Consider the following 25,350-nt stretch of genomic DNA (forward strand, 5'->3'; position numbering starts at 1 on the left):
TGGGTTCGCCTGGGTCTGTCTGGGTCTGTCTGCGTTCACGTGCAGTCCCTAAGTCCGGATCGAATCGCCCGCCGGATGGGTGTCAAGCGGCGCCATGGCTGGACCGCGGTCTAATCTGGGCGCGATGGCGAACAAATCAAGGACCCCGGCAATGTCCGTGGCGGTGGTGGTGGTCATTGCCCTGCTGGTGGTCGGTTGTGTTCATTCGTCGGGCTGTCCCCAGACCTTTACCGGCAATCCCGCCGCGGCCCAGTTCGCCGACGCGTTGCACAACCGGGTGCATACCGAAGCGATGATGGCGCATCTTGCCAAACTGCAGGACATCGCCAACGCCAACGACGGCACCCGGGCGGTAGGCACCCCGGGCTACGAGGCCAGCGTCGACTACGTCGTCAACACCTTGCGCAACAGCGGTTTTGACGTGCAGACACCCGAGTTTTCGGCCCGCGTGTTCCACGCCGAGAAGGGGTCGGTGACCGTCGGTGGCCTGACCGTGGAGGCACATGCGCTGGAATACAGTCTCGGCACCGCTCCGGACGGGGTGAGCGGACCGTTGCTGTCGGTTCCTACCGACGACAGCCCGGGCTGCACCGCCGCCGACTACGACAAACTGCCCGCAAAGGGTGCCGTGGCGCTGGTGGACCGTGGCAGCTGCGAGTTCGCCCAGAAAGAAGACGTCGCCGCCCAGCAGGGCGTCGCGGCGCTGATCATCGTCGACAACGTCGACGAGCAGTCGATGGGCGGCACCCTGGGGGTCAACACCGACGTCAAGATCCCGGTCGTCGGTGTCACCAAGTCGGTGGGCATGCAGCTGCGCGGGAAGTCCGGGCCGACAACCGTCAAGCTCGCCGCGAGCACCCAGAGTTTCAAGGCGCGCAACGTCATCGCGCAGACCAAAACCGGGTCCACCACCGATGTGGTGATGGCAGGCGCCCATTTGGACAGCGTGGCCGAGGGTCCCGGTATCAACGACAACGGCTCCGGAGTGGCCGCAGTCCTGGAAACCGCAGTGCAACTGGGCAACTCGCCGCAGGTGCACAACGCGGTGCGGTTCGGATTCTGGGGTGCCGAGGAGCTGGGGCTGATCGGTTCCCGCAACTATGTCGAGTCGCTCAATCCCGACGCGCTGAAGAACATAGCGCTCTATCTGAACTTCGACATGCTGGCCTCCCCCAATCCGGGCTACTTCACCTATGACGGAGACCAGTCGCTGCCACTGGACAGCCGTGGCCAGCCGGTAGTGCCGGAAGGCTCGGCCGGAATCGAGCGGCTGCTGGTCGCGTATTTGAAGTTGGCCGGCAAGACCGCGCAGGACACGGCGTTCGACGGTCGTTCCGACTATGACGGATTCACCTTGGCGGGGATCCCGTCCGGAGGGCTCTTCGCCGGCGCGGAGGTCAAGAAGACCGACGAGCAGGCAAAGCTGTGGGGCGGCACCGCAAACGAGCCTTTCGATCCCAACTATCACCAAAAGGGTGACACCTTAGAGCACATCGACCGCACGGCGCTGGGCATCCAGGGCGCCGGTGTCGCCTACGCGGTGGGCCTGTACGCGCAGGACCTGACCGGCCGTAACGGTGTTCCCCCGATAGAGGATCGCACCCGTCACGTGCTCGTCAAGCCATGATGCGGGGCCTGATAGCGACGCTGCTGCTGGCGGCTTGTCTGCTGGCCGCATGCTCGGCGCCCAAGCCGGCGCCGCCGGCCGCGGCGCCCGACCTGGGTCGCACGTTGGCCGGCAAGGTCACCGCCGACGGGATGTTCACCCACCTGCGTGCGCTGCAGGCCATCGCCAACGCCAACAACGGCAACCGGGCGACGGGTACCCGTGGCTACGACGCCAGCGTCGACTATGTGGCGAATGCGCTGCGCACCAAGGGTTTTGAGGTGTCGACCCCACAGTTCGAGCGGGTGTACACCGCGTCGCAGGGTAAACCGGCGCTGACCGTCGCCGGCCGCAGTTATCCCGTCGACCAGGCCTCGCTGCTGGTTCGGACGCCACCCGGTGGCCTGACCGGCCAGCCGGTACGGCCCACCCAACCGGCCGGCTGCGCCGTCGGCGACTACCCGTCCGTGCTGCCGAAGAGCGCGATCGCCGTGGTGGACGATACGCGCTGTTCGGTCGTCGACAAGCAGAACAGCGCGCTCGCCAAAGGTGCTATCGGGCTGATCGTGGTGAGTGAGCCCACGAGACAGGGAAGCCCGCCGACCCTCTTCAGCCCCGGCTACTACAACCAGCTCACCGTGCCCGTCGCGGTGGTCGACGCCAACGTCGCCGCTGCCCTGGGACGCGCAACCGCCCCGGTGCGGCTGGTGCTGGACACCGAGTACGTCAAGGTCACATCGCGGAATGTGCTGGCGCAGACCAAAACCGGGACGCCGAATGAGGTGATCATGCTCGGCGCACATCTCGACAGCCCAGCCGGGGGCCCGGGCATCAACGACGGCGGGTCCGGGGTGGCCGCGGTGCTGGAAACGGCGCTGCAGTTGGGGCCGCTGCCGCCGGCCAACAATGCGGTGCGGTTCGCCTTCTGGGGCGCCGGGATCACCGGCGCGATGGACTACGTCTTCGGTCTGAACGGCGAACAGCTCAACAACATCGCGATGTACCTGAATTTCGACATGCTGGGCTCGCCCAACGCGGGCTTCTTCACCGACGACGGCGACCAATCCGGCCCACCGGGTCCCGGTGTGGCGTCAGCCGATGTGCCCGAAGGTTCGGCCGGCATCGAACGCACCCTTGCCGGCTATGTGAACCTGGCGGGTAAGCGGCCCGCTGACATGCCGCTGACCGCCAGTGCCGACTATCATCCTTTCCTGGTCGCCGGGGTGCCCATCGGCGGTCTGACCACCGGCGCCTCCCAGACGAAAACCACCGTGCAGGCACGCCTTTGGGGCGGTCAGGCAGGCGTCGCATTCGATCCCAACTACCTGAGCGCAAGGGACACCGCCGACAACGTCAACAGGGAAGCATTGGCCGTGATGGGCTCGGGAGTGGCGTTCGCGGTGGGCAGCTATGCGCAGTCCATCGCGGGCGTCAACGGCGTCACCCCACACGACAAGCGCCACCGCGCGCCGGTGTCGTAGCGGCCGCCGCGCCGGCCGGACTCCGGCAGGTCCGGCAAGTATAGAAACCGTTGTGGCACCGGCCTGCTCGGGCCGAATGCGGCACCCGGACTTTTTGCGGCGTCGCTGCTTGGTTTGCACACTGACTTCCAACCAACCGATCTAAACTGGGACCCTTGGGTGCAGGCCGGTCGGGATCGGGGTCGATTACATGGATAACTGCGGTCGGGCAAGACGTCAGTTGCGGCGGCGATGCACACGCGGGCTGACCGCATCGCTACGCACCGCGGCAGCCGGCCTGGGTGTCATGCTGGTGGTGGCTGGTTGTACCACCATGGTGGAGGGACGTGGGCTGTCGATCCTCAACGATCCGTTCCGGGTCGGAGGTCTGCCCGCGACCAACGGTCCCAGCGGCCCCCGTCCCGACGGGCCTGCTGCGACCGGCACGGTGATCAACACCAACAACGGACCGATCGACAAGTTGTCGTTGCTGTCGGTCAACGATATCCAGGATTACTGGAAAGCGGTCTACAGCGAAGCCCTCAAGGGCACGTTCAAACCCGTCGACAAACTGGTGTCTTACGACTCCAATGACCCCAGCAGCCCGATGGTCTGCCACAACGAGACCTACCAGCTGGTCAACGCGTTCTTCACCTCGCGCTGCAACATGATCGCCTGGGACCGAGGAGTATTTATGCCGGTCGCCGAGAAGTATTTCGGCGAGATATCCGTCACCGGCGTGTTAGCACACGAGTTCGGGCACGCCCTTCAGGTGATGGCGAAGTTGGTGACCCGCAACGACGCCACCATTGTCCGTGAGCAACAAGCGGATTGCTTCGCCGGCGTCTATTTGTACTGGGTGGCCGCGGGTAAGTCGCCACGCTTCACGTTGAGCACCGCGGACGGGCTCGACCACGTGCTCGCCGGGATCATCACCACCCGCGACCCGGTAATGGACGCGGATGCGGAAAACGACGACGAACACGGGTCCGCCCTGGACCGGGTCAGCGCCTTCCAGATGGGCTTCCTCAGTGGGACCGAGGCTTGTGCGGCGATCAACAAGTCCGAGATCGAGCGCCGCCGCGGTGACCTGCCGAAAGGCCTGCGGGTCGACAGCAGCGGGAACCCGGAGACCGGCGAGGTCGCGATCAACGAAGACACGCTGAAGACGCTGATGGAGCTGATGGGCAAGATCTTTTCACCCAAGAATCCGCCCACGCTGTCCTACCAGGCGGCCGGCTGCCGAGATGCCAAGCCCAGTCCGCCGGCGTCGTACTGTCCGGCCAGCAACACGATCGTCGTCGATCTGCCGGCGCTGGCGACCATGGGAAAGGTCGCCGGCACCGACGAACAGGCGTTGCCGCAAGGCGATGACACCGCATTGTCGATCGTGATGTCGAGATACGCGCTGGCGGCGCAGCATGAACGCGGGCTGGCGATGCAGAGTCCGTGGACCGCCCTGCGGACGGCCTGCCTGACCGGCGTTGCGCACCGCAAGATGGCCGAGCCGATCGACCTGCCGTCCGGTCAGCAACTCATTCTGACCGCCGGTGATCTCGACGAAGCCGTTTCCGGACTGCTGACCAACCACATGGTGGCCAGCGACGCCGACGGGATCAGCGTGCCGGCCGGGTTCACCCGGATCGCGGCATTCCGTGCCGGAGTGGGTGGCGATATGGAGGCCTGCTATTCGCGCTACGCGCTGTAGCGCAGGCGGCCGTATTCGCGCATTCGGCCCGAATCCCGTTGCCCCGAACAGGATTGGGCGGTGATCTTCGGCCGCGTCGACAACCGGTTGAGGTGGGGGCGCCGGCGGGGAACTCGAGGAACGCGGCACCAGATGCAGAGCGGCTTGGCGCAGGCTAAGGTGAGGATCTTGTTATCCGCGGCAAACCGGCTGTGGCGGATGTGGTTTCGGTGCGAGCTGCCCCGCCCGGTGGGTGAGGTGGTTCAAGACGATGGTGGAGCTGAGATGCGTGGATCGCGGTTGATTTGCAGTGGGCGCCGGGCCCTTGCCGTAGTCGGCGCAGTCTTGGGTCTCGCGGTGCTCAACGCCGGTGTGGCAGATGCCGACGGCCCGGTCGAGTTGAAAAGCCGACTAGGCGATGTCTGTCTGGACGCCCCGAGTGGCAGTTGGGTCAGCCCGGTGGTGATCAACCCCTGCAACGGGACAGACTTCCAGCGCTGGAATCTCAATGGCCAGGAGATCGAAAGCGTGGCCTTCCCCGGGGAGTGCCTGATCCAACCGGGGGAGGGTTGGTGGGCGAAACTCAATCCCTGTACCAACTGGATCAGCCAGCATTGGACCATCCAGCCCAACGGCCAGGTGACGAATGACCTTGGAGGCTGCCTCGCGGTTCTCGGCGGCCCAGACCCGGGGACGTGGGTATCCACCCGATGGTGCAACGCCGGTGCACCCGAGCAACAGTGGGATAGCGTTCCATGACCGGGCTTGCCGGGGATCCGGCGCGGCGAAGCAAGCCCAACACCCTCGTGACTTCGGATGCCGCGACGGGCGCCAGATTCAGACCGGTTCGGCGCAGCCGAAGGTAAGGACCTGGTCATCCGCGGCAAACCGGCTGTGGCGGAAGCGGTTTCGTGGGAACGCGGCGGTGCCGCGGGTGAGGTGATCCAAATGATCGGTCATAGTGAAATGCGCGGACCGCGGCTGACGGGCAGTGTGCGCCACGCCCTTGGCATAGCCGGCGCGACTGGGGTCTCGTGGTGCTCAACGCCGGTGTGGCGCACGCCGACGGCCCGATTCAGTTGAAAAGCCGGTCGGGCGATGTTTGTCTGGACGCCCCGAGTGGCGGGGGTGGTGACCGCGGTGGTGATCAACCCCTGCGGCGGGTCGAACAATCAGCGCTGGGATCTCACTGATTCCCGGGAGCTCGAGAGCGTGGCCTTTCCCGGGCAATGCCTGATCCAGCAGGGGGACTTTTTGTTCGTGCACCTCGACCCCTGTTTGAATTCGATCGCCCAGCATTCGGCTACCCAGTCCAACGGCCTGGTCACCAGTGACTTTCGTGGCTGCCTCGCCGTTCTCGGCGGCCCGAATCCTGGGACGTTTGTATCCACCCGCTGGTGCAACGCCGATGCACCCGAGCAGCAGTGGGACAACGTTGCCTGACCGGGCCTGCAAGGGGACCCGGCGCGCTGCAACAAGCTCGGCCCGCGCCGGTGATCACGGGTCATCGTCGTCTTTGTTGGCGTCGTGTAGCAGCTTTTCGGGGTGGAAGTAGGTGTTGGTTCTGGGTTGGCCGTAGTCCAGGTGGGCCGGTGGGATCCATTCGGTGTCACCGTGGGTGTTCTTGCGGGTGGTCCAGCCGCCGGAGGTGACGAGTTTGTGGTGGGGTCCGCAGCCTAATGCCAGGTCGTCGATGTTGGTTTGTTGGCATTGCGCGAAGTCGGTGACGTGGTGTACTTCGGTGAGATAGCCCGGCACGTCGCAGTTGGGAAATGAACAGCCTCGGTCCTTGGCGTACAAGACAATTCGTTGCCCCGGTGTGGCGATGCGTTTGCTGTGATACAGGCCCAGCTCGCGTCCTTTGGTGAAGATCCGCAGGTAATGATGGGCGTGGGAGGCCAGCCGGATCACGTCGGACATGGGCAGCAGGGTGCCGCCGCCGGTCAGGGCGTTGCCGCAGCCAGATTCCAGCTCGGCCAGCGTGGTGGACACGATGATGGTGGCGGGCAGCCCGTTGTGTTGACCCAGATCGGTCGAGCACAGCATGGCTCGCAGCGCGGTGCTGATCGCGTCGTGGGTTCGTTGGCCGGTGCTGCGGGTGTCGGACTCGATCGCGGTTTGGGTGGGGGTGCCGCTGACGCATGGGTGGGGGTCGTCGGGGTTGCACATGCCCGGAGCGGCCAGTTTGGCCAGCAGCGCATCCCAGGTGGCGCGGGCCTCGGGGGTCAGGTATCCGCTGATCGCCGACATGCCGTCGGGGCCTTGGGTGCCGATGATGATGCCGCGGCGGCGCGCGCGATCGGTGTCGGTGAAGTTGCCGTCGGGGTTGAGGCAGTCGGCCATCTTGGCGGCCAGCTTGTCCAGCTGGTCGGGGCGATGCTTGCCGGCCAGGGCGGCCAGGTCGGCTTCGGCCTTGTCACGCATGGCCGGGCCGACACAGTTGGGTAGCTGGTGGTAGAAGGTGCGGATCACCCGGACATGGGCGCTGCTGATCTGCCCGGCGCGTTGGGCGGCGGCGGTGGCAGTCAACAGCGGCGGCAGCGGCTGGCCGGTGAGCGCGCGCCGCGGCCCCAGATCGGCGGCCTCACCGATGCGCCGCGAGGCTTCGCTGCGGGTGATGCGCAGCCGCGGGGCCAGCGCGAAGGCCAGCTTGCCGCCCAGCTCGCTGGTGTCGGCCTGCTCGGCCAGGGTGTTGATCAGCGGATGCTCGGCGGCGGGCAACCGGCGCCGCACCACTTCGCAGCGTTCCAGCAGCGCCAGGCATTCCGGGACGGTCAGCACCTCGGCCGAGAGCTCCAGCACCCGGTTCAACGCCGCGTCAAGCTCGTCGAACGCGGCGCCGACCCCGTCCCGGCTACTCGAAAACATGTTCGAATGATACTGCGGGCCACCGACAAGACCCGACGCCGTTGTTGCTCAAGTGAATTCAGTGATCTGAGTGATCCTCGATGGCGAGGATCGAGACCGGCTCGCGGACGTGCCGCGGTGGCAGGGCCCTAAGAGGTGACCCGGTCAGCCAGCCAACAGGCGTAGCGCCGCATCGACCGCCAACGCTGCGACGTCGAGGGCCTTCGAGGCTAAATCGTGTCGCGCGCCGGTGATCTCGACGATTTCGGTCGGTGCGGCGATCAGCGCTACGGCATCGCGCAACTCCGCGATGGTGCCGAACGGATCGGACGTGCCGTGGGTGAACACCGTCGGCACCGTGATGCTCGGCAGGTGCTCGGTGCGGGCGCGCTCCGGCTTACCGGGCGGATGCACCGGATAGGAGAACAGCGTCAGCGCGTCAACTTCCGCCGCACCGGCGGCGACCACCATGGAGGTTTGCCGACCTCCGTAGGAATGCCCGCCCGCGATCAGCGAGCCGCCGGCCAGCCCGCGGCACACCTCGATCGCGTCGACGATGCCCGCGCGGTCGGCGTCGCCCGAGCCGGACGGTGGGCCTTTCGGGCGACGACGACGGTAGGGCAGGTTATACCGGACCGCCAGCCAGCCATGCCGGGCCCATTCGTCGCAAACACGTTGCAGCAGTGGGGAATCCCGGTCGCCGCCAGCACCGTGAGTCAGTACCACGACGCCGTGCGCGCGGCCGTCGGGCTGGTGTGCGATGCCCGCAATCCGGTCGAGGTTCATGACAGCCGAAACAACGCGGAGACCGGGCCATGGCCGGCCCCCAACGGGTAAGCGGCGCGCAGACATTCGGTGACCCATCGTTTCCCGAAGGCCACCGCGTCGGGCACGGTGAACCCGTGCGCCAGCGCACAAGCGACCGCGGCGGCCAGGGTGTCGCCGCCGCCGTGGTCGTTGCCGGTGGGCAGCCGCGGCGCGTCGAACTCGTAGAAATCGGCCTCTGCGGAGGGGCCACCATAGAGCAGATCACAGCTGTGGTCCGACGATCGCAGGTGACCGCCCTTCACCAAAACCCACCGGGGGCCCAGCGCACGCAGGGCCTTGCACGCTGCGCGCTGCGAACCCGGGTCGACGACCTCGATGTCCACCAGCAGGCGCACCTCGTCCAGATTCGGTGTCACCAGCGTCGCCAACGGAAACACCTCAGCGCGAAGCGAATCCAGGTCCGAAGCGGCCAACAGCGGGTCTCCGTGCATGGATGCGCAGACCGGGTCGACGACCAGCGGAACCCTCAATTCCAGGCGGCGCCAGGTGGCGGCCACCGCGGCGATGATGCGCGACGACGCCAGCATCCCGGTCTTGGCGGCCTGGATGCCGATATCGGTAACCACGGCCTCGATCTGACCTGCCACGACATCGTCGGGCACCTCGTGAAAGCTTTTGACTCCCAACGTGTTCTGCACGGTAACGGCGGTGACGGCGACGCAGGCATGCACCCCCAGCAGCGCCATGGTGCGCATATCGGCCTGGATGCCGGCACCGCCACCCGAGTCCGAGCCGGCGACCGTCAGCACCCGCAACGGCGTCGTACCCGGCGGCGGCACAGGCAGCACGGGAGGCAGGTAATTCACTGTGCCGGATGGCGATGACCCGTCCGCCGGCTCCGCGGGGGTACCTCCAGCGGCCGGCTGCGCCGCGCTTGCGATCACCGCTGCGTGATCGGCACATACACCCGGTTGCCGTGCTCGGCGAACTCCAGCGACTTCTCCTGCATGGCCGCCTCGATGGCTTCCTCGCTGTCGAGACCATGCGCGGCCGCGTAGTCGCGGACATCCTGGGTGATGCGCATCGAGCAGAACTTCGGCCCGCACATCGAGCAGAAGTGTGCGGTCTTGGCCGGTTCGGCGGGCAGCGTCTCGTCGTGGAATTCCCGTGCGGTGTCGGGATCCAGCGACAAGGCGAACTGGTCATTCCACCGGAATTCAAATCGAGCAGTGGACAGCGCGTCATCTCTTTCCTGCGCACGCGGATGCCCCTTGGCCAAATCCGCTGCGTGCGCAGCGATCTTGTAGGCGATCACCCCGTCCTTGACGTCCTTGCGGTCGGGCAACCCGAGGTGTTCCTTCGGCGTGACATAGCACAGCATCGCCGTGCCGGCCTGGGCGATGATGGCCGCGCCGATGGCCGAGGTGATGTGGTCGTAGGCCGGCGCGATGTCGGTGGCCAGGGGACCCAGCGTGTAAAACGGGGCCTCCTCGCACAGTTCCTCTTCCAGGCGCACGTTCTCGACGATCTTGTGCATGGGTATGTGACCCGGCCCTTCGATCATCACCTGTGCGCCATGGGCTTTCGCGATCTTGGTCAGCTCGCCCAGGGTACGCAGCTCGGCAAACTGCGCGGCGTCGTTGGCGTCGGCGATCGAACCCGGCCGCAACCCGTCGCCCAGCGAGAACGTGACGTCGTAGCGCGCGAATATGTCGCAAAGTTCGTCGAACTGCGTGTACAGGAACGACTCTCGGTGATGGGCCAGGCACCAGGCGGCCATGATCGATCCGCCGCGGGACACGATCCCGGTGACGCGTTTGGCGGTAAGCGGCACATACCGCAGCAGCACCCCGGCGTGCACAGTCATGTAGTCGACGCCCTGCTCGCACTGCTCGATCACGGTGTCGCGGTAGATCTCCCACGTCAGCTCGGTCGGGTCGCCCTTGACCTTCTCCAGCGCCTGGTAGATCGGCACCGTGCCGACCGGCACCGGCGAATTGCGCAGGATCCACTCGCGGGTTTCGTGGATGTTCTTACCGGTGGACAGGTCCATGATGGTGTCGGCGCCCCACCGGGTGGCCCACACCATCTTGTCGACCTCCTCGGCGATCGAGGACGTCACCGCCGAATTGCCGATGTTCGCGTTGACCTTGACCGCGAACGCCTTGCCGATGATCATCGGCTCGCTCTCGGGATGGTTGTGGTTGGCCGGGATCACCGCCCGGCCGCGGGCGACCTCGTCGCGGACCAGCTCGGCCGGCAGGTCTTCGCGGGCGGCGATGAACGCCATCTCGGCGGTGATCTCGCCGGCCCGGGCGCGCTGCAGCTGGGTGCCGCGGTCGCGGACCACCCCGGGCCGCGCCGCCAGGCCGGCGGTCAGGTCGATGACCGCATCGGGATCGGTGTAGGGGCCGGAGGTGTCGTAGAGGTCGAAGTGATCCCCGGTGGAAAGGCGCACCCGCCGAAACGGCACGCGCGCGCCGGGTACCCCGTCCAGCGCGCGATAAGCCTTGCTGCTGCCCGCGATGGGTCCGGTGGTCACGGAAGGTGCCGACGGTTCGGTGGTCACGGTCATTTCATCTCCCTACGCCGGCATTACCCGGTCAGGTTCGTACGGTCGACGGCCCCGAGCCGTCCTCTCAGCGCACTGGGTGTGCGCTCCCGTGTGGATTAGGTGGATGTACCCAACGCTAGCGCAGCGCGGCACCGCTGTGCAGGGGCGTCTGGAGCATGCTGGCCGGTCGGCTCGCCAAGTGGGATGATTTCAGACGTGCACCTGCCCGACTGCCGTGACCATCCGACCGGCGGCGAAATGCCCGCCGGGCTCAGTAAGTACTTGAATGTCGGCGGTTTTCGTTTCTGGTTCGTCGGTCAACGTTGGGAGTGGTCCGACGAAGTAGCACGAATGCATGGCTACGAACCCGGATCGGTTGTGCCGACGACGAAGCTGCTGTTGTCGCACAAACATCCCGACGACCGCGCCCATGTCCAGGACTTGCTCGACTACGCGTTGCGCTCGGGTGGCTCGTTTTCGAGCCGTCATCGATTCATCGACACCGGGGGCAAGGTGCACGACGCGATCGTCGTGGCCGATCGCATGCTCGACGATTCGGGTGCGGTATTGGGCACCGCCGGCTATTACATCGACCTCACCGACACCTTCGACGAAGCCCGGCAGGAAGTGCTCGACGAGGCCCTGCCCGACCTGTTCGAGAACCGCGCGGCGATCGAGCAGGCCAAGGGTGTGCTGATGGCCGTGTACCGGGTCAGCCCCGAGCAGGCCTTCCGTGTCCTGCAGTGGCGGTCGCAGGAGACCAATACCAAGGTGCGGGCGCTGGCAAAGCAGTTGGTCGCCGAGGTCGCCACCTTGCCGTCCTCGTCGGCGGCGGTCCAAAGCCAATTCGACCACCTGTTGCTAACGGTGCATGAACGTATCCCGGCCGAAGCGGGTTAGGCTGTAGCAATCTAGGACGGCGCAGGCGTGGGTCGGGCGCCCCGCCCCAGTTAGCTACCGGAATTCGACATATTCGCGGGCGGAGTGAAGGCCATGGACCTGCTGGCGGTCGGACATGAGGTTTGCCGGGACGCCGTTGTGGTGCGTGCCGAGGGCGATATCGACTCGACCACCGTGGACGAGCTCACCGCCCACCTGAACGCGGCGTTGCAGCTGGCCGCCACCCACCCCGCCCGCCTGGTCGTCATCGATTTGCAGCCGGTGACCTTTTTCGGAAGCGCGGGATTGAACGCGGTCCTGGATTGCCACGAGCAGGGCATCGCCGCCGGGACGTCGGTCCGGCTGGTCGCCGACCACGGTCAGGTCACCCAGCCGATCAAGGTGACCGAGCTGGACCGCATTCTCGAGATCTACCCCACCGTTTCGCAAGCCCTGCAGGCGTGCCCACCCAAGGATCCTGAACAGGCACGATGAGCGAGCCGACCCCGCCCAGCACATCCGGTAGGCGACAGCTACCCGATGACTTGGCGGCCGCGGTTCCGTTGGGCGGTGAGATGGGCCGCCGTTTCGCTGAATTCGACTGGGCAGCTCATCCGCTCGGCCAGCCGCAGGGTTGGGCGCCCGAGATAGTAGCGGCCTTAGCGGTGACGCTGACCTCGCGTTTTCCGATGGCGATGTTCTTGGGCGCGCACGAACTTTTCCAGGTGTACAACGACGCCTTTATTCCGATATTGGCCGACAAGCATCCGGCGGCACTAGGTGGGGCAGGTCGCGATGTGTGGTGGGACGCGTGGGAATCGGTTGGTCCCATGCTCAACAGCGTCACCGACACCGGCGCTGCGATATGGTCCGACGACTTGTTGGTGCCGCTGGTGACCGGCGGGCGTCCGCAGGAACGGTACTTCACCTTCAGCTACAGCCCGCTGATCGCTAACGGCGGGAATGTCGATGGGGTCTTCTGCGCGGTCACCGAAACCACCGAGCGGGTGTTGAGCGAGCGTCGCCTCCACGTGCTCAATTCCGTGGCGTCCGCCGTCATGGAAGCCCATAGCCTCGATGACGCTGTGAACGCGGTCATCGCAGTGACTGGGACACAGGCCGCGGACCTGCCATTCGTCGCGGTCTACGTCGACCAAACCGACGACGGCGCGAGGTCGCACGACCTGGTGTTGCGCGGGGCGACGCCGTCGATGTCGAGTTTGCTGCCCGCGACGCTGTCGGAGCTGCCGACCTGGGATGAGAGGGCGGGAGCACGGGCCCATCAGATCGATGACTTGGCAGCCGTAATGCCCGATATCGCAGCCGTTTTCGGTGGCGATTGTCCGCAGCAGGCCTTGGTGCTGCCGCTGCGCGACGGCGCGGTCGTCGGCGCCCTCGTGATAGGGATAAATCCGCTCCGGCCTCTCGATCGGCAATACCGCGGCTTTTGCCAATTGCTGGCCGACCAGCTATCGGCGGCGTTCGCGGCGGCATACGGCTACGAGCAGCAGCGGCGGCGAGCCGATGCGCTGGCCGAACTGGATAGGGCGAAGACGGCCTTGCTGACCAACGTCAGCCATGAGTTCCGTACGCCGCTGACGCTGCTGCTCGGGCCGCTCGACGACGCGCTGTCGGACGCGGGGCCGGACACCGTCCTGGCCGAACGGCTGGGCGCCGCACGACGTAATGCGCGGCGTCTGCTGCGGATGGTGGACTCGCTGCTGGACTTCTCCCGCATCGAAGCCGGCCGCGCCAACGCGAAGCTGGCATGCACCGACGTCGGCGCCTTGACCTTGGATATCGCTTCCTCGTTCAGCGAGCTCTGCGCGCGCGCGGGTCTGGATCTGGTGCTGGACTGTCGTCCGGTGTTGGCCGATGTCGATCCGGACATGTGGGAGACGATCGTGTTGAACCTGCTGTCCAACGCGGTCAAATACACGCTGACCGGATCGATCACCGTCGAGGTGCGCAGCGACGGCGCGCACTGCCGCATTGCCGTGCGGGACACCGGGGTTGGGATTGCCGAACCCGACCTGGGCCGCCTGTTCGAGCGTTTCTACCGGGCCGAAAGCGTCAGCGGGCGCAGCGCTGAAGGCACCGGCATCGGGCTGTCCCTGGTGCGCGGCCTGGTCGAGCTGCAGCGTGGCACGGTGCAGATCGACAGTGAACCGGGCCGAGGTACCACCGTGACCATTCGGCTTCCGTCGTCGGTGGGTGACACAGCGGTCGACCCGTCGTTCACCCGACCGAAGGGCGGGAACAATCCGTACGTGGAGGAGGCCAGCCAGTGGGTGGGTCCGTCCGCGCCCCGGCCGGAGGTCAGCCGTGACCACGGGCGCGGGCTGGTGTTGATCGTCGACGACAACGCCGACATGCGCGCCTATCTGGACCGAGTGTTGTCGCCGCATTGGGAGACCGTTCTGGTCGCCGACGGCGAGGCGGCGCTGAACGCGACTCGCCGGCTGCACCCCGATGTGATCGTGACCGACGTCATGATGCCGTCCCTGGACGGATTCGAATTCGTCGCGGCCATTCGCGATGATCCGGTCCTGGCGGCCACACCGGTGATCATGCTGTCCGCCCGCGCCGGCGCCGAGGCCGTCAGTGAAGGCCTCGCCGGCGGTGCCGACGACTACCTGCCCAAGCCGTTCCGGTCTCAGGAACTCGTCGAACGGGTGAGGTCGCGGTTGGCGGCCGTCGACCGCGAGCGCAGGCGGCAGGGGCTGGCGGTGGATCTGGCCGAGCTTGACGCCGCGCTGCAGGCCACCGACTCGGTGGCCGGAATACTGGCCGCGATGCTCGATTCCCGGTTCGGTTCGGACGCGGCCGCGGTCGGGATCGGTGTTGTCGACGGCGAGTACGCCCGCTTCGAATACGCCGGCGGTCTTCCCGCCGAAGTGCGCGACCGCTATCACGTTGTCTCGCTGCACAGCCCCCTGGTCGGACCCGACGTCATCCGCCGCGGAGCACCCATGGTCGTCAGCGACACCCTGGCGCTCCCGCCGCGCTATCAACACGCCGTGCAGGACACCGCGGCCAGTGTTCGCGCGTGTGTCGCCCACCCGTTGCGCGGTCGCACCGGCCGTGTCATCGGAGTGCTGATCCTGCTCTGGCCCACGCCGCGCCAGTTCTACGCCGCCGAACTCGACATGTTCACCCGGATAGCCGAAATCACCCAATCCGCACTGGACCGGGTGCTGCTCAGAGCCCAGGAACACCGGATTGCCGTCTCGTTCCAGGAGCACCTTCTCGACCTGCATCGCGGGTCGACGGCCGCGGTGGTGGCCGCGGTGTACCAACCGGCGGGTGAAGCGATGCGGGTTGGCGGCGACTGGTATTCGGTGACGCCGTTGGACGGCGACGGCACGGTCGGCATCTCGGTGGGTGACGTCGTCGGGCATGGTCTGCCCGCCGCAATCGTGATGAGCCGACTGCGCGCGGCGGTGGCTGCCTCCGCGCTGACGTCGGCCGAGCCGTCCGATGTGCTGGCTGCGCTGGACAAATATGCGGCTACCATCGCCGGCGCCCGCGGCGCCACCGTTGCTTACGCCGTCATCGACGCCCGACCGGACACCGGACCCGACGCCGGGGGCGGAGCCATGCGGTATCTGTGTGCCGGGCATCCCTATCCGCTGTTGGTCTCCGCGGACGGTCGCCCGGACTATCTCCAGTCGGGCCGGCGTCCCCCGGTGGCCACGTACGGAGAAAACTCCGCCGAGACCACCGGACACGCCGACCTGCCCGTGGGAAGTTTGATCCTGCTCTATACCGACGGATTGATCGAGCGGGCCGGGGAGACGCTCGACCAGGGATTCGCCCGTCTGCAAACCGCGGCCGCAGCGTGCGCCGGGCTGCCCGTCGATGCGGTCTGCGCCGAGTTGCTGCACCGCATGCGCCCCCCGGACGGCTACCGCGACGACGTGGTGGTGCTGGCGCTTCGGCCCAGCCATGCCGGGACGCGCAGTTTCGCCACCGTGTTGCGCGCGGTGCCGGCGGAAATCCCGGGCGCTCGGCAGCGGCTGCGGGACTGGTTGGCCACCATCGACATCGCACCCGCCGGTAGCGACAAGATCCTGCTGGCTACGGGAGAAGCGGTGACCAACGCAATCGAACACGGCAGCGGCTGCGATGCCCGCAAAACCGTCTCCATCGAGGCTTTCCTGCAGCGGGACCGGGTCGTGGTCACCGTCAGCGACTGCGGCCGGTGGGCGGGTGACTCCTCGGCCAGCCTGCGCAGCCAGCGGCGCGGACGCGGGCTCACCCTGATGAGCGGGCTCGCTGACCGGGTCGACACCGTCCGTACTGCCGGCGGAACCCGGGTTGCGCTGCAGTTCGACGATGCGGCAGCGACCTGACCAGGCCCTGACCGGAAACTGACGGGGAACTGACCAGGCCCTGATTAGGCCGTGATTAGGCCTCTTCCATCGCCTCGCCGAGCTCTTCCAGGAGCCGGTTGTGGTGGTTGCTCGCCAGGACGTGCCCGGTCGCGATCACCAAAGCGACCGGCCAGTCGATGAGTTCGAGGGCGGCCAGCGCGGCCAGACCGCCGTAGTAGGCCAGTTGTTCGGGCCGGGGCACTTCGAGTTGTCCTACCAACGGAAGATTAACCACGAAGGTCTCGCCCTCTCTGATCTTCTTCACGGCTTCACGCTGCGATGTTGCGCGACGAGCCTTCTTTTCTACCATCATTTGCCTTTCAGTAACGAAGGGTTTGCCGCCGAGCAGTGTCGTAGGGTCACCGTCGGGAGTATGTCGACGACCGACGCCCTGGCCGATCCGCTGGTTTCGTCGATTGCCGCGGTGCTGAGCGTGCCGTTGCGGGAGCTTTATGCGCTGCTGTGGCGTGTGGGGTTCGTGGAGATCGTGGAGCGGAAGCCGGCCCCTCGCCAGGTGCCGGCGGGGTACTGCGCTCGGGTGCCGACGGGTCCGATGGATCCGGTTGCGCATCCGTACTGTCCAGAATGCGGTTCAGAACGGCCATTGCGGCGGTCGCGGCGGCGGCCGACCCCAGGGCCTGCGCCCACCCGACCGGGCCGAGTGGGGTGCAGCCGATCAGCTGGCTGACGAGGGGAATGCTGATCAGGGTTCCCATCGCGGCCAGTGAGCCCAGCGCGGTGAGCACGACCAGCCAGTCATGCGAGTCCAGCAGGGTTTGGCCCAGCTGCGCCGCGACCAGCGCGACCAGTCCCACCGTCGATGCGCGGCGCGGCAGGCCGGTGAACCTCGCCACCGTCCACGCCGCGGTAGCCGCGGCGGCGGTGGTCGCCCCGCGGACGCCAACCGCCTGCCACAGCGCACGCTGATCCGGGCCGCGGGCGTCCAGACTCGTCGGGTCGCGGGGTTTGCTGACCGCCAGCGCCGCGGCGGGCAACGCGTCGGTCAGCATGTTCACCAGCAGCAGCTGTCGGGTGTTCAACGGCGAGGTTCCGCTGATGGCGCTGCCGATGATGGCGAAAGCCACCTCGCCGGCGTTGCCGCCCAGCAACACCGACACCGCCGCCTGTACCCGCTGCCACAATTGACGACCCTCCAGGATGGCGGGAAGCAGCGATTCGATGCGGCCGTCGATCAGCACCATGTCGGCGGCGACCCGCGCGGGGTCACTGCCGTGCGAGACCACCCCGATCCCCACGGTGGCGGCCCGAATCGCGGCGGCGTCGTTGGAGCCGTCGCCGACCATCGCGCAGACCCGCCCGCTGCGTTCCAGCGTCTGCACGATCTGCACCTTGTTCTCCGGGGTCATCCGGGCGAAGATGGTCCGCTCGGCCACCGCCTGTTCCTGGTCCTTGCGCGACATGGCGTCCCACTGCGCACCGCTGATGATCTGATCCGGGGTCACCGACATACCAAGTTCCTGCGCGATCGCCGCGGCGGTGATCGGGTGATCGCCGGTGATCAGCCGCACGTCGAGCCCGTGGTCGTAAAGGTCCGCGAGCAGTTGGGCGGCCGGGCCGCGCGGGGTGTCCGATAGCCCGAGGAAGCCCACCAGGGACAGGCCGTCGCGACAGCAGCGGGCGATGTCGTCGGGGTCGTCGAGAACCGACCGGGCCTGCTGCGGGTCGAGCTGACGGCGCGCGACCGCGATCACCCGCAGCCCGTCTGCGGCCAGTCCGGCGACCATCTGGTCCATGTCGGGTCCATCGGCGCCGCAGGCGGCCAACACCACCTCGGGCGCACCTTTGACGGTCAGCTCGGTGCCCGACACCGAGGCCGAAAACGACCTGCCCGAGCGGAACGGGAGGTGAGCGTCCGGCGGGTCCGCGTTGCCGGCCACGCCGGACGGCGCCGCCTCGACGATGGCGACATCGGTGGCGTGCAGCTGCGGGCCGCCGTCGGTGGCCGGAGCGGCGTGCACGGCACAGCGCAGCACCTCGTCGCCGCTGTAGCCCGGCGCCGGGCGCACCTTGGCCACGCGCAGGCGGTTCTCGCTGAGTGTCCCGGTCTTGTCGAAGCAGACCATGTCGACCCGGCCGAGTGCCTCCACCGAACGCGGGATGCGAACCAGCGCGCCGAACTGGGTCAGCCGTCGCGCCGAGGCTTGCTGTGCCAGCGTCGCCACCAGCGGCATGCCTTCCGGGACGGCGGCCACCGTGACCGCGATGCCGCTGGCCACCGCCTGCCGCAGGCCCTGGCGACGCAACAGCCCCAGCCCGGTGACCACGGCGCCGCCGGTCATGCTGACCGGCCAGGCCCGGTTGGTGAGCTGGCTCAGCTGATAGTGCAGACCGACATTGGACAGGTCACTGGAAACGAGTTCGGCAGCGCGCCGTTCTTGGGTGTCGGCGCTGACGGCGGTCACCACCGCCACCGCGCTACCCGCGACGACGGTGGTGCCCGCGTACAACATGCAGTGGCGCTCGGCCAGGTCCGCACCGGGGGTGGCTTCGACCTGTTTGGTCACCGACAGCGATTCGCCGGTGAGCGCGGATTCGTCGACCTCGACGTCGACCTCCTCGATCACCCGGGCGTCGGCGGGGACCACCTCGTGGGTTCGCACCTCGATGACATCGCCCGGCTGCAATTGCTCGGCGATGACGTCGCGGTACACCCGCTGCCCGCCCGGACCGGTCACCACCTTCCTGGCCGGCGGAACCTGCAGCGCCAGTAGGCGATTCAGTCGGCTTTCGGCGCGCAACCGCTGGGTCGCGGCGAGTACCGAGTTGCCGGTCAGCACCGAGCCGACCATCACCGCGTCGACGGGCGACCCCAGCACCGCGCTGGCGGTGGCGCCCAGCGCCAGCATGGGCGTCATCGGGTCGGACAACTCCGCACGCACCGCGCCGAGGAACTGCCCGATTGCCTGCGCGGGCCCCACGGTGAGCCGGGCGCCGCGCTTGGCCGTGTGAATGCCACCGGCAACGGCGCGGGTGGCCAGCGTCGAGTGCTCCGGTGCCGACTGCGCCGGGTCGTCCGGCGATGGCAGGAGTTTACCGACCTGCTCGGGGGACATCGCGTGCCACTCGTGGAAGGCCGCCGGACGCGGCGGCTGCGCACCGACGATCTTGCGCGCCAACAGATATCCCGACAGCATCCCCGCCGCCGCTCCGGTGGTCACGGGTCCGGGGCCCAGCCCGCGGACCCCGGGCAGCATCAGCAATGCGCCCAAAGCCGATGCGCCACCAGATATTTCGATGCCCCGCCGACGTGCTTCCCGGGCCGCCGGAATTGCGTGCATCATGCGCCAGGCGGCGGCAAGGTCGGGCAGCAACACGTCGGCATGCCACGCCGGGCCGGCCGCGGCGTGCGGCAATACCCCCAGTGCCACGTCCGCCGTCGAAATGGCTTGCCCGCCAATCGAGGACAACACCGCTACCGTCCGGCCGGCCTGTTGGAGATCGGCCACCGCGCCGGCCAGGGCGTCGTCGATCGAGCCGTTCTGCGTTGCCTTTGGCACTGGCCGGATATCGTCGAATGCCGGCCGCAGCTCGCCCAACGAGCCGTCGTCCACCGAGACCAGCTCTGCTCCGGTGCGATGTGCCTCGGCCACCACGGCCGCGGCGAATGGGTCGTGGGCCGGCAGAAAAAGCGCTCTGACACCGGATGCCCTTGTGCCGGACGATATTCCGGGTACCGGGTGCCAGCCGGGACGAAGACCGTTTTTTTCCAGGAGCAGCTGCGCGCGGTTCCAGGCGGCCGACAGCTCGTCCTGCTCGGCGCCGGCGATGCGGGCCACCCGCAGTTTTTCGGTGCACAACACCCGAGGGTCGACGACGATCGCGTCGACCTTGCTCAGGCGGCGCAGGCACTCCGGGCGCAACGGCAAAACCCGATGGCGATCGGCCAGCCCTTGCCCGAGCGCGGCGGCGAACGCCTCCGGCGCGGTTCGGCTGGCCTTCGGGGTGGCCACCAGCGCGGCGGTGGCGGCCATGTCCAGGTTGCGGGTGCTGGCGCCGACCAGACCGGCGCTGATCGCCTGGATGAGTGCAAAACGACCGGTAGCGCGCTCGACGGTGGGCGCGGGCCGGCGCACCGGCTCGATCGGAGCTTGGTCCGCATGCCGCGCCAACAGTGGTTCGTGGTAGTACCAGGCCCGTGCTGCGGCAAGGGATTCGGCGGCTTTGAGCGTCTGCATCACCAGGCCCACCGACAGCGACGCCGGCGCCTGCGTGAGCGTCTCTGCCGCGGCGACGGCCAGGGTCATGACGGTGTCGGTCGCCGCCGCGCCAATGCGGTCTTCGAGCAGGCCGCGTAATCGCGGCTGGTAGTCGAACGCCACCACGCCCGCGAGCACGCTGATCGGCAATCGGGGCCAGCGCAGGGCCCGGCCACCGACCGCTAGGCCCAGCCCGGCGGCGTTGGCGGCCAGGGTCACCGCCCGGGTCGCCAGCACCACACCATCGCCCGGCAGGCTGGCCGCGGGTGTGCGGCGGTAGCTGTCTTGCGTTGAGCGGTAACGGTTTTCGGCATCAGCGACGACGCGGCACAGCTCCCGCAGCGTTGTCGCCGGCTCGTCGATGCCGACGACGACACGGGATAACGGATAGTTCAGGCTGGCCGACGCCACGCCGGGGTGGGCCCGCATCGACTCCAGCACCACGCGGCCGAGTTCGCCGTCGTCGCCGAGGCCCCGCACCTCGATCCAGGCGCGGTCGTCACCGCGCCAGCAGTGCCTGCTCAGGGTCTCACGGGACAGCTCGCCGGAAACCGCCTTGGCTCCGTCGCGCAGCGGCGCGGCACCGGCCTCGAAACACGCCTTGGTGACCGAACCCGCCGTCTTACCCAACGTTTCGGCGACGTCCGCGGCGACCGTGACCGATGCGACGGTAAGCGCGGTGGTCGCCTGAATGCCAGTCGCGAGGGCGCGCAGCGGCAGAGACCGTGTTATGGACTTGGCAATGCTCAACGGGTGCTCAACACCGCCGTCAGTTGGTGCTGCGCAGCTCGGTGCTACCTGCCCGACGCCCGGCCGCCTTCTTGGCCGGTGCCTTACCGGTTGTCTTTTGTGGCGGGGCTTTTTCCGGCTCGGACTCGCTGGGTACCGGGGTGAGTTTCGCCTTCACCGGCGGCCCGGAGTCCCCGGGCTTCTTGTTCATCCGGCGCAACAACAACGCGCCGCCCCCGACGGCCAACAGGATCGGCCACTCGACGATTCCGGCGACGCCGAGCGCGCCGATGGCCAACGCGGCCGCCGGTGTCGACTTGGTGCCGGTGCTGAGGCCGCGCTGCATGCCTTCCGCGGCTCCTTTCACGCCGCCGACAACGCCGTTGACCGCCGCGCCGCCGACGGCGCCCGCGGCTGCCGTGGTCACCGTGGCGGCCTGACTCACCGTTCGACCAACGCTGCGGACCGCTCCGCCGACGACTCCCATGATGACTCCTTGGCTTGTAATCGTTTATCTACTCCGGGCCGCACACTTCACAGCACGCATGTCTACTAAAAGCCTGCCACGTTACCAACGCCAGGACAACGAAGAGTGACTGGAGAGTGTCTGCCGGTTATCCAGCCGTGCCGTCGCGTACATCGACGAAGACCGGCGCGTGGTCGCTGGGCGCCTTACCTTTGCGCTCCTCGCGGACGATCTGCGCGTCGACGACACGGCGGGCCAGCGCGGGCGAGCCGAGGATGAAGTCGATACGCATTCCCTGGCGCTTCGGAAAGCGCAGCTGGGTGTAGTCCCAGTAGGTGTAGACCCCCGGTCCGGGTGCGAAAGGTCTTACCAGATCGGCGAATTGGGCGTTGACAATGGCATTGAACGCCTTGCGTTCCGGTTCTGAGACATGCGTGGCTCCGGCATAGAACTCGGTGCTCCACACGTCGTCGTCGATCGGGGCGATGTTCCAGTCACCGGCCAGCGCAATGGCGGCGGCGGGATCGTCGCGTAACCAGCCTTCAGCCGTATTCTTCAGCGCCGCAAGCCAATCCAACTTGTAGGTGTAGTGCGGATCGCCCAGGGCGCGGCCATTGGGCACGTACAGGCTCCACACCCGGACACCGCCGCAGGTGGCACCCAGGGCGCGAGCTTCCGCCGTGGCCGCCACCTCCGGTTTGCGGCTCCAGGTGGGTTGGCCGTCGAAGCCGATCTGGACATCGTCGAGACCGACCCGGGATGCGATTGCCACGCCGTTCCATTGATCGAAGCCGACATGCGCGACCTCATAGCCGAGTTCGAATAGTGGCAGCGCGGGGAACTGTCCGTCGGCGCACTTGGTCTCCTGCATGGCCAATACGTCGACGTCGGCGCGGACAAGCCAGTCGAGGACGCGGTCCAGGCGGGTGCGAATCGAATTCACGTTCCAGGTGGCCAGCCGCATGGTGCCCTCGGGCATGGCTAGAGGCTATCGGGTGGCCGCAGGTAGCGGCGGCGATGGTGCAGCCGGAAACCCAGTGGCTGGGCCGGGCCGGCGTCCGGCACGCTCAGGTGGGCGCGGGTCGCGCCGCGCCGAGCGCCCCAGGCCAGCAGTGCTTCATACAGTGGGGCGGCGCGGGACTGGTCGCCGGCGCGGGGCGCCCACAGCCCTACCCAACGAGTGCCGTCCGGTGCGTCGGTGACGGCCGCGCGTGCGGCGGCCACCCCGGGGTAGCTGCCGAATGCGAGTTCACCGTCGACGACGGCGGTAAGGACGTCAACGGGTATCCGGCGGCCGTCGAGCCGCAGCCAGGTGTCGTCGGGACGGGCGGACAGGGTGATCGGGCGGTCGGTTGGGCGGGTGACCCCTTCTTCCACGTCGTCGACGTCGCGCACCAGGAGGAGTTCGGTGTGTTCGGGCACCCATCCGGTCGGCTGGGGCAGTAGCCGGTCGGGGATGGCCAGCCGAGGCGTGAGACCGCGGGCCCGGTACCAGTCGGCGATCGCCGGGACGGTACCGGCCCGGGCCGAGATGTCCAGCGGCACTGCCGAATCGGCGGGAGTGGCTCCGTGGCCGGCCCGCAGCAGCCAGCCGTCCAGCCAGCAGTGTTCCACACCGGGCCAGGCCTTGGCGGCCGCGTGCTCGACGGCCCGGATCTCCGCGGTGCGCACCGGAGCATCGGTGAGAACCCGCACCGCCACGACGTCGGCGGGTGCGATTTCGACCGTCGCGCCGGCCTTCGTCCGCACCCGCACCGTCGGGGCGACGGTCAGCAGCTTGCCCACCGCGTCGGTCAGCGGCGGGACAGACCCGGCGGGCCGGCGGTAGCGAACCGTCACCCGCGTCCCGGCGTCCGGCCACGAGACCGCCATCAGTGACCGAACGGGTCGGGCCCCTCGCCCGGCAGCCACGACAGGCCGGGTACGCCCCAGCCGTGTGACTTGACCGCCCGTTTCGCGCTGCGGGCATACCGGCCGATGAGACAGTCCAGGTACAGCAAGCCATCCAGGTGCCCGGTTTCGTGCTGCAGCATCCGCGCGAACAGGCCCGTGCCCTCGATGTCGACCGGTGTGCCGTCGGCGCCGAGGCCGGTGACCCGCGCCCACTTGGCCCGCCCGGTGGGAAACGACTCGCCGGGAACCGACAGGCAGCCCTCCTCGTCATTATCGGGGTCGGGCATGGTTTCGGGGATTTCGGAAGTCTCCAGCACCGGGTTGATGACCACCCCTCGGCGGCGCGCGGTCTTGCCGCGGTCCTCGGCGCAGTCGTAGACGAACACCCGCAGTCCGTAGCCGATCTGGTTGGCGGCCAGGCCGACGCCGTACGCGGCGTCCATGGTGTCGTACATGTCGGTGATCAGTTGCGGCAGATCGGCCGGCAGCGATCCGTCGGCGCCGACCGGTATCTGCTTCGTCGGAGTGTGCAAGACGGGATCGCCCACGATGCGAATAGGTACGACTGCCATGGTCGGCTAGCTTAGGCGGGCCGGCCCCGGCCCCAGGATCCGCCGTGAAGCGGCGCAGCGGGCCGGCTCCTCACGACGTGCTTGCGCATCCGCTATCAAGTTCGGGAACTGGGTACCGGTGCCGTCGGTGGCTGGTGTGGCTGATGTGACGCAGCGTTCGACGACGTCCCCGGGCCGGTTACCGGGTCGACGCGACCGGCGCAGCGGGGAAGCAGGGCAATGCACCCAATCGGCCGACTCGCGGGCCAGGGTCACCGGGCAACACTTCCGGGCATGGTTCAATATCGCCGGAACATGCGCCTTTGTAGGTCAAGTCATTCGAGCTAAGTGAGCATTCGCCGGAAGGGCCCAGGGGAAGCAATATGGACGGCGCTATGGCGCGGGCAAATCGAGCGGGGGACGACTCTGACATTGCCGAAGGTCTGACCCGTCGCGAGCACGACATCCTGGCTTTCGAACGTCAATGGTGGAAGTTTGCCGGCGCCAAGGAAGAAGCGATCAAAGAGCTATTCTCCATGTCGGCGACACGCTATTACCAAGTGCTCAATGCGCTGGTTGACCGGCCCGAGGCGCTGGCCGCGGACCCCATGCTGGTGAAACGGCTGCGGCGGCTGCGAGCCAGCCGTCAGAAGGCGCGGGCGGCGCGGCGCCTCGGCTTCGAGGTGACCTGACACCCGTCCACCTTTTTGACGTGCCGTTACAGTTTTCGGGCCACTCCTGGCTACAGTGGGCTCGATGAACGAGCGCGTACCCGACTCCACGGGGCTTCCCCTGCGGGCCATGGTGATGGTGCTGCTGTTCTTGGGCGTCATCTTCCTGCTGCTGGGCTGGCAAGCCCTGGGTTCGTCCGGGAAATCCGACGACGACTCGTCGACGGTGGCCGGCATGACGACCACCAGCACCGCGCCCACCTCGACCAGCGCCAAGCCCGCGGCGAACCAGGCCGAGGTGCGGGTGTACAACATCTCCGGCAAAGAGGGAGTCGCCGGGCGGACCGCGGACCAGCTCAAGGCGGCCGGTTTCAAAGTGACCGAGGTCACTAACCTCGCCGTGTCGGATGTCTCCGCCACCACCGTTTACTACGGCGACGCCGAGGGGGAGCGGGCCACCGCGGACGCCGTGGGACAGAAACTGGGAGCGCCCGTCGAGCGGCGCATCGCCGAACTCGCCGACCAACCGCCCGGCGTCATCGTGCTCGTCACGGGTTGAGGCCCGGCTTCTCAGCGGGTCGTTTCGACCCGCTTCGGCGCCAGGCTGGATCTGATTGCCCGGCTTCTCAGCGGGTCGTTTCGACCC

General features: G+C 67.7%; 19 protein-coding genes, 2 pseudogenes and 1 riboswitch. Of the genes and pseudogenes, 11 read left to right on the forward strand and 10 right to left on the reverse strand.

All coding sequences use genetic code 11. From position 1 onward, the window contains the following. Positions 1–124 precede the first annotated feature (124 nt). The 5 genes and pseudogenes from EET03_RS02260 to EET03_RS02280 all read left to right on the forward strand — a co-directional run bounded on the left by EET03_RS02260 (position 125) and on the right by EET03_RS02280 (position 6,196). Positions 125–1,627, forward strand: coding sequence for a M28 family metallopeptidase (locus EET03_RS02260; protein ID WP_075542504.1), 1,503 nt, complete (start codon positions 125–127; stop codon positions 1,625–1,627). Further along, complete coding sequence (locus EET03_RS02265) at positions 1,624–3,087, forward strand: M28 family peptidase (protein WP_075542478.1); 1,464 nt, start codon at positions 1,624–1,626, stop codon at positions 3,085–3,087. The genes EET03_RS02260 and EET03_RS02265 overlap by 4 nt, the downstream gene beginning before the upstream one ends. Before the next feature lie 190 nt (positions 3,088–3,277). After that, positions 3,278–4,774 carry a neutral zinc metallopeptidase gene (locus EET03_RS02270; protein ID WP_075542477.1) on the forward strand — a complete coding sequence of 499 codons (1,497 nt, stop codon included), beginning with the start codon at positions 3,278–3,280 and terminating at the stop codon, positions 4,772–4,774. A 264-nt stretch (positions 4,775–5,038) separates the two neighbouring features. Further along, positions 5,039–5,512, forward strand: coding sequence for an Rv1419 family lectin (locus EET03_RS02275; protein ID WP_075542503.1), 474 nt, complete (start codon positions 5,039–5,041; stop codon positions 5,510–5,512). Positions 5,513–5,719: 207 nt separating this feature from the next. Further along, a pseudogene (locus EET03_RS02280) lies at positions 5,720–6,196 on the forward strand (Rv1419 family lectin). Positions 6,197–6,250: 54 nt separating this feature from the next. Here EET03_RS02280 and EET03_RS02285 read toward each other — a convergent pair. The 4 genes from EET03_RS02285 to thiC form a co-directional block, all read right to left on the reverse strand. After that, positions 6,251–7,621, reverse strand: coding sequence for an HNH endonuclease signature motif containing protein (locus EET03_RS02285; RefSeq protein WP_075542476.1), 1,371 nt, complete (start codon positions 7,619–7,621; stop codon positions 6,251–6,253). Between the two features lie 144 nt (positions 7,622–7,765). After that, positions 7,766–8,386, reverse strand: coding sequence for an alpha/beta hydrolase family protein (locus EET03_RS02290; protein ID WP_099193923.1), 621 nt, complete (start codon positions 8,384–8,386; stop codon positions 7,766–7,768). Beyond that, positions 8,383–9,225 carry a bifunctional hydroxymethylpyrimidine kinase/phosphomethylpyrimidine kinase gene (gene thiD, locus EET03_RS02295; RefSeq protein ID WP_425271493.1) on the reverse strand — a complete coding sequence of 281 codons (843 nt, stop codon included), beginning with the start codon at positions 9,223–9,225 and terminating at the stop codon, positions 8,383–8,385. Before thiD ends, EET03_RS02290 begins: the two co-directional genes overlap by 4 nt. An 83-nt stretch (positions 9,226–9,308) precedes the next feature. Next, positions 9,309–10,943 carry a phosphomethylpyrimidine synthase ThiC gene (gene thiC, locus EET03_RS02300; protein ID WP_075542473.1) on the reverse strand — a complete coding sequence of 545 codons (1,635 nt, stop codon included), beginning with the start codon at positions 10,941–10,943 and terminating at the stop codon, positions 9,309–9,311. Next, a riboswitch (TPP riboswitch) is annotated at positions 10,933–11,043 on the reverse strand. (Overlaps the previous gene by 11 nt.) 137 nt (positions 11,044–11,180) lie before the next feature. Here thiC and EET03_RS02305 point away from each other — a divergent pair. The 3 genes from EET03_RS02305 (at position 11,181) to EET03_RS02315 (ending at position 16,156) form a co-directional block, all read left to right on the forward strand. Beyond that, entirely contained in the window at positions 11,181–11,822 is a 642-nt protein-coding gene (locus tag EET03_RS02305) for a PAS and ANTAR domain-containing protein (RefSeq protein WP_075542502.1), read from the forward strand. 93 nt (positions 11,823–11,915) lie between these two features. Next, positions 11,916–12,296: an STAS domain-containing protein gene (locus EET03_RS02310; protein ID WP_075542472.1), complete on the forward strand. Its 381-nt coding sequence runs from the start codon at positions 11,916–11,918 to the stop codon at positions 12,294–12,296. Continuing rightward, a complete protein-coding gene (locus tag EET03_RS02315; protein ID WP_075542471.1) occupies positions 12,293–16,156 on the forward strand; it encodes a SpoIIE family protein phosphatase in 3,864 nt (1,287 codons plus the stop codon). The genes EET03_RS02310 and EET03_RS02315 overlap by 4 nt, the downstream gene beginning before the upstream one ends. Positions 16,157–16,211: 55 nt before the next feature. On the opposite strand, the gene EET03_RS02320 is transcribed toward EET03_RS02315, so the two are convergent. Beyond that, on the reverse strand, positions 16,212–16,487 hold the full coding sequence (locus EET03_RS02320) for a hypothetical protein (protein WP_099194309.1): 276 nt from the start codon (positions 16,485–16,487) through the stop codon (positions 16,212–16,214). A 63-nt stretch (positions 16,488–16,550) separates the two neighbouring features. Here EET03_RS02320 and EET03_RS31075 point away from each other — a divergent pair, with 63 nt between their 5' ends. Continuing rightward, positions 16,551–16,865, forward strand: a complete 315-nt coding sequence (locus EET03_RS31075; RefSeq protein ID WP_244232209.1) for an Rv1535 domain-containing protein — start codon at positions 16,551–16,553, stop codon at positions 16,863–16,865. Here EET03_RS31075 and EET03_RS32590 read toward each other — a convergent pair. The 5 genes and pseudogenes from EET03_RS32590 to EET03_RS02345 form a co-directional block, all read right to left on the reverse strand. After that, positions 16,828–20,823 (reverse strand): annotated as a pseudogene (locus EET03_RS32590) (HAD-IC family P-type ATPase); the annotation flags it as partial. The gene EET03_RS31075 and the pseudogene EET03_RS32590 sit on opposite strands and share 38 nt — an antisense overlap. 340 nt (positions 20,824–21,163) lie before the next feature. Then, positions 21,164–21,610 carry a hypothetical protein gene (locus tag EET03_RS02330; protein WP_075542469.1) on the reverse strand — a complete coding sequence of 149 codons (447 nt, stop codon included), beginning with the start codon at positions 21,608–21,610 and terminating at the stop codon, positions 21,164–21,166. A gap of 127 nt (positions 21,611–21,737) precedes the next feature. Further along, positions 21,738–22,553: an exodeoxyribonuclease III gene (locus tag EET03_RS02335; RefSeq protein ID WP_075542500.1), complete on the reverse strand. Its 816-nt coding sequence runs from the start codon at positions 22,551–22,553 to the stop codon at positions 21,738–21,740. 17 nt (positions 22,554–22,570) lie between these two features. Continuing rightward, positions 22,571–23,461, reverse strand: a complete 891-nt coding sequence (locus tag EET03_RS02340) for an N-acetylglutamate synthase, CG3035 family (RefSeq protein WP_075542468.1) — start codon at positions 23,459–23,461, stop codon at positions 22,571–22,573. Then, on the reverse strand, positions 23,461–24,054 hold the full coding sequence (locus EET03_RS02345; RefSeq protein ID WP_063472047.1) for a peptide deformylase: 594 nt from the start codon (positions 24,052–24,054) through the stop codon (positions 23,461–23,463). Before EET03_RS02345 ends, EET03_RS02340 begins: the two co-directional genes overlap by 1 nt. A gap of 362 nt (positions 24,055–24,416) precedes the next feature. Here EET03_RS02345 and EET03_RS02350 point away from each other — a divergent pair, with 362 nt between their 5' ends. Continuing rightward, positions 24,417–24,725: a nucleoid-associated protein NapA gene (locus EET03_RS02350; RefSeq protein ID WP_023370272.1), complete on the forward strand. Its 309-nt coding sequence runs from the start codon at positions 24,417–24,419 to the stop codon at positions 24,723–24,725. A gap of 64 nt (positions 24,726–24,789) precedes the next feature. Beyond that, positions 24,790–25,263, forward strand: a complete 474-nt coding sequence (locus EET03_RS02355; protein ID WP_075509537.1) for a LytR C-terminal domain-containing protein — start codon at positions 24,790–24,792, stop codon at positions 25,261–25,263. Positions 25,264–25,350: the final 87 nt, after the last annotated feature.

The organism is Mycobacterium innocens, from assembly GCF_900566055.1.
Lineage (GTDB): Bacteria > Actinomycetota > Actinomycetes > Mycobacteriales > Mycobacteriaceae > Mycobacterium > Mycobacterium innocens.